3 rRNA genes are annotated in these 5,402 nt (G+C 54.2%); all 3 read right to left on the minus strand.

The annotated features are described in order from the left end of the window. Positions 1–32: 32 nt before the first annotated feature. Positions 33–149, minus strand: a 5S ribosomal RNA gene (rrf, locus tag JMV54_RS10615). Between the two features lie 77 nt (positions 150–226). Next, a 23S ribosomal RNA gene (locus tag JMV54_RS10620) occupies positions 227–3,276 on the minus strand. Between the two features lie 353 nt (positions 3,277–3,629). Further along, positions 3,630–5,152: ribosomal RNA gene (locus tag JMV54_RS10625) — 16S ribosomal RNA — on the minus strand. Together the 16S, 23S and 5S rRNA genes form the textbook arrangement of a ribosomal RNA operon. Positions 5,153–5,402: the final 250 nt, after the last annotated feature.

Below are 5,402 nucleotides of genomic sequence, written 5' to 3' on the forward strand. Positions count from 1 at the left end.
AAACGGATCATGCACCCCACCATCAAAATAAAGTTCGGCAGTGACCTACTCTCCCACAAAGTCCCCCTTGCAGTACCATCGGCGCAAAAGCACTTAGCTACCGGGTTCGGAATGTAACCGGGCGTACCCACTCCGCTATAACCACCGAAACACTCCCTGGCAATACGCCAAGAACCACACAACAAACGCGAACACCCACACACAAGCAAACAAGCCATTCAAAGGTAGAATCAAATAATCGGCCTATTAGTACCGGTCAGCTCCACACCTCACAGCGCTTCCACATCCGGCCTATCAACCCAGTCATCTACTGGGAACCTCAAAGGAAGTCTCATCTCGAAGCCGGCTTCCCGCTTAGATGCTTTCAGCGGTTATCCATCCCGAACGTAGCCAATCAGCCGTGCCCTTGGCAGAACAACTGACACACCAGAGGTTCGTCCATCCCGGTCCTCTCGTACTAAGGACAGACCTTCTCAAACTTCCAACGCACGCAGCGGATAGAGACCGAACTGTCTCACGACGTTCTGAACCCAGCTCGCGTACCGCTTTAATGGGCGAACAGCCCAACCCTTGGGACCTACTCCAGCCCCAGGATGCGACGAGCCGACATCGAGGTGCCAAACCATGCCGTCGATATGGACTCTTGGGCAAGATCAGCCTGTTATCCCCGAGGTACCTTTTATCCGTTGAGCGACAGCGCTTCCACAAGCCACTGCCGGATCACTAGTCCCGACTTTCGTCCCTGCTCCACCCGTCAGTGTCACAGTCAAGCTCCCTTGTGCACTTACACTCAAAATCTGATTGCCAACCAGACTGAGGGAACCTTTGGGCGCCTCCGTTACTCTTTAGGAGGCAACCGCCCCAGTTAAACTACCCACCAGGCACTGTCCCTGAACCGGATCACGGTCCGAAGTTAGATAACCGGTATCACCAGAGTGGTATTTCAACAACGACTCCACAACCACTAGCGTGGCCACTTCACAGTCTCCCACCTATCCTACACAAGTAACACCAATCACCAATACCAAGCTATAGTAAAGGTCACGGGGTCTTTTCGTCCTGCTGCGCGTAACGAGCATCTTTACTCGTAATGCAATTTCGCCGAGTTCGCGGTGGAGACAGCTGGGTAGTCGTTACGCCATTCGTGCAGGTCGGAACTTACCCGACAAGGAATTTCGCTACCTTAGGATGGTTATAGTTACCACCGCCGTTTACTGGGGCTTAAATTCAATGCTTCGCCAAAGCTAACACTTCCTCTTAACCTTCCAGCACCGGGCAGGCGTCAGTCCGTATACATCGTCTTTCAACTTCGCACGGACCTGTGTTTTTGATAAACAGTCGCGACCCACTAGTCTCTGCGGCCACCACACCCTCTCGGAGTAAATCCTAACAAGCGGGTGGCCCCCCTTCTCCCGAAGTTACGGGGGCATTTTGCCGAGTTCCTTCACCACGATTCTCTCGATCTCCTTGGTATTCTCTACCTGACCACCTGTGTCGGTTTCGGGTACGGGCAACTCAAACCTCACGTCGATGCTTTTCTCGGCAGCATAGGATCACCAACTACCCCAAAACGGGTTCCGCATCAGATCTCAGGCACACAAGCGACGGATTTACCTATCACTCACCCTACATCCTTGCCCGGATACAACCACTCACCCGGATTGGCTACCTTCCTGCGTCACACCCACGCTACCCTCCCCGGATCGGATCACGCACAAACCCATCAACACGAACCAAAGGCCCGCGAAAACAAGCTCACACGCTTAGCATCACCAGATCAGATTTGACGGTTCTTCGCCGGTACGGGAATATCAACCCGTTATCCATCGACTACGCCTGTCGGCCTCGCCTTAGGCCCCGACTCACCCAGGGCAGATTAACTTGACCCTGGAACCCTTAGTCATTCGGAGGACTGGTTTCTCACCAGTCATTCGCTACTCATGCCTGCATTCTCACTCGTGTCACGTCCACGACCAGATCACTCTGCCGCTTCACCCACAACACGACGCTCTCCTACCCACCCCCAACGGGAGTGCCAAAATTTCGGTGGTGTGCTTGAGCCCCGCTACATTGTCGGCGCGGAATCACTTGACCAGTGAGCTATTACGCACTCTTTCAAGGGTGGCTGCTTCTAAGCCAACCTCCTGGTTGTCACTGCAACTCCACATCCTTTTCCACTTAGCACACGCTTAGGGACCTTAATTGTTGGTCTGGGTTGTTTCCCTCTCGACTATGAAGCTTATCCCCCACAGTCTCACTGCCACGCTCTCACTTACCGGCATTCGGAGTTTGGCTGACGTCAGTAACCTTGTCGGGCCCATCGGCCATCCAGTAGCTCTACCTCCAGCAAGAAACACGCAACGCTGCACCTAAATGCATTTCGGAGAGAACCAGCTATCACGAAGTTTGATTGGCCTTTCACCCCTAACCACAGCTCATCCCCCCAGTTTTCAACCTAGGTGGGTTCGGTCCTCCACGAGGTCTTACCCTCGCTTCAACCTGGCCATGGCTAGATCACTTCGCTTCGGGTCTAGAGCATGCGACTCAACGCCCTATTCAGACTCGCTTTCGCTACGGCTACCCCACACGGGTTAACCTCGCCACATACCACTAACTCGCAGGCTCATTCTTCAAAAGGCACGCCGTCACCCCAAAAGGCTCCGACGGATTGTAAGCATACGGTTTCAGGAACTATTTCACTCCCCTCCCGGGGTACTTTTCACCATTCCCTCACGGTACTTATCCACTATCGGTCATCCAGAAGTATTTAGGCTTATCGGGTGGTCCCGACAGATTCACACAAAGTTTCACGGGCTCCGTGCTACTTGGGATACCATCCACGCCACACACAAAGTTTCAGCTACGGGACTCACACCCCCTACGGTTCGCTTTTCAAAACGATTCGCCTACCCTGCGCACCAACGCCGACCCCCTGGTAGAAGGATCAAGACAGTCCCACAACCCCGACCACGCAACGCCTACCAACTCTCACACGTGACCGGTTTAGCCTCATCCGCTTTCGCTCGCCACTACTCACGGAATCACTCTTGTTTTCTCTTCCTACGAGTACTGAGATGTTTCACTTCCCCGCGTTCCCCCTCACCGCCCTATACATTCAGACGGGAGTAACCAGAACAAGTCTGGCCAGGTTTCCCCATTCGGAAATCCTCGAATCAACGCCCGTTTATCGGCTCCCCGAGGCTTATCGCAGATTACCACGTCCTTCATCGGCTCCAGATGCCAAGGCATCCACCATATGCTCTTACGAATTTGAACACCAAGAATAACTTGCCATTACCAAGACAAAAGAATCAAAAAAACTCTCATCAAGACAACAATTGCTCACAACCACACGCCACCCACAAAAAGGGCAACATGCAGCTGCAGATGCTCGCGTCCACTGTGTAGTTCTCAACGTACCACCACGGCCCAACACCAACCCCACCAAACCAGGCAAGGCCAGCACCAGACGTGACCAGGCAAACCACACCCCACCAAACACGCCAAAACGCGCCCAGCAAGGCACTGGTCCCCCAGCACCCAACAACGCACACTCCAAGAATGTTCCACCCAAACACCCCCTGGCCAACACTCGCAGCCAACAGGGATGCCAAAAACAAACTCCTTAGAAAGGAGGTGATCCAGCCGCACCTTCCGGTACGGCTACCTTGTTACGACTTAGTCCTAATCACCGATCCCACCTTCGACAGCTCCCCCCAAAAGGTTAGGCCACCGGCTTCGGGTGTTACCGACTTTCATGACTTGACGGGCGGTGTGTACAAGGCCCGGGAACGTATTCACCGCAGCAATGCTGATCTGCGATTACTAGCGACTCCGACTTCATGGGGTCGAGTTGCAGACCCCAATCCGAACTGAGACCGGCTTTTTGGGATTCGCTCCACCTCGCGGTATCGCAGCCCATTGTACCGGCCATTGTAGCATGCGTGAAGCCCAAGACATAAGGGGCATGATGATTTGACGTCATCCCCACCTTCCTCCGTGTTGACCACGGCAGTATCCCATGAGTTCCCACCATAACGTGCTGGCAACATAGGACAAGGGTTGCGCTCGTTGCCGGACTTAACCGAACATCTCACGACACGAGCTGACGACAACCATGCACCACCTGTATACCGACCCAAAGGGCGCGACTATCTCTAGCCGATTCCGATATATGTCAAGCCTTGGTAAGGTTCTTCGCGTTGCATCGAATTAATCCGCATGCTCCGCCGCTTGTGCGGGCCCCCGTCAATTCCTTTGAGTTTTAGCCTTGCGGCCGTACTCCCCAGGCGGGGCGCTTAATGCGTTAGCTACGACACAGAAACCGTGGAAAGGTCCCCACATCTAGCGCCCAACGTTTACGGCATGGACTACCAGGGTATCTAATCCTGTTCGCTCCCCATGCTTTCGCTCCTCAGCGTCAGTAACGGCCCAGAGATCTGCCTTCGCCATCGGTGTTCCTCCTGATATCTGCGCATTCCACCGCTACACCAGGAATTCCAATCTCCCCTACCGCACTCTAGCCTGCCCGTACCCACTGCAGACCCGAGGTTGAGCCTCGGGCTTTCACAGCAGACGCGACAAACCGCCTACGAGCTCTTTACGCCCAATAAATCCGGACAACGCTTGCACCCTACGTATTACCGCGGCTGCTGGCACGTAGTTAGCCGGTGCTTTTTCTGCAGGTACCGTCACTTGCGCTTCTTCCCTACTAAAAGAGGTTTACAACCCGAAGGCCGTCATCCCCCACGCGGCGTTGCTGCATCAGGCTTGCGCCCATTGTGCAATATTCCCCACTGCTGCCTCCCGTAGGAGTCTGGGCCGTGTCTCAGTCCCAGTGTGGCCGGTCACCCTCTCAGGCCGGCTACCCGTCGTCGCCTTGGTAGGCCATTACCCCACCAACAAGCTGATAGGCCGTGAGCCGATCCAGAACCGCAAAAACTTTCCAACCGAAGACCATGCGGCCTCGGCACCTATCCGGTATTAGCCACGGTTTCCCGCGGTTATTCCAGAGTCCTGGGCACGTTGCTCACGTGTTACTCACCCGTTCGCCACTAATCCACCAAAGCAAGCTAAGGCTTCATCGTTCGACTTGCATGTGTTAAGCACGCCGCCAGCGTTCGTCCTGAGCCAGGATCAAACTCTCCATAAATGAAGTAAACACCCACCCACCCCCGGAAAAAGAGGCAGACAGGCAAGCTCGATCTCTGACAACCACACAACCCCAAAAAAAGGGGCCATGCGCATCAAAGAAACCACAAACACAACCAAAAGGTCATGCCGAGGCAAAAAAATAAACTGGCATTCAAAAAAGTGCACGCTGTTGAGTTCTCAAGGACCAAACACACCCCAAACCCACCAACACAACAAACCATGTCAGCTTCACTGGGAGTGGTAGTTCT

Source organism: Gulosibacter hominis (assembly GCF_904842695.1).
GTDB lineage: Bacteria > Actinomycetota > Actinomycetes > Actinomycetales > Microbacteriaceae > Gulosibacter > Gulosibacter hominis.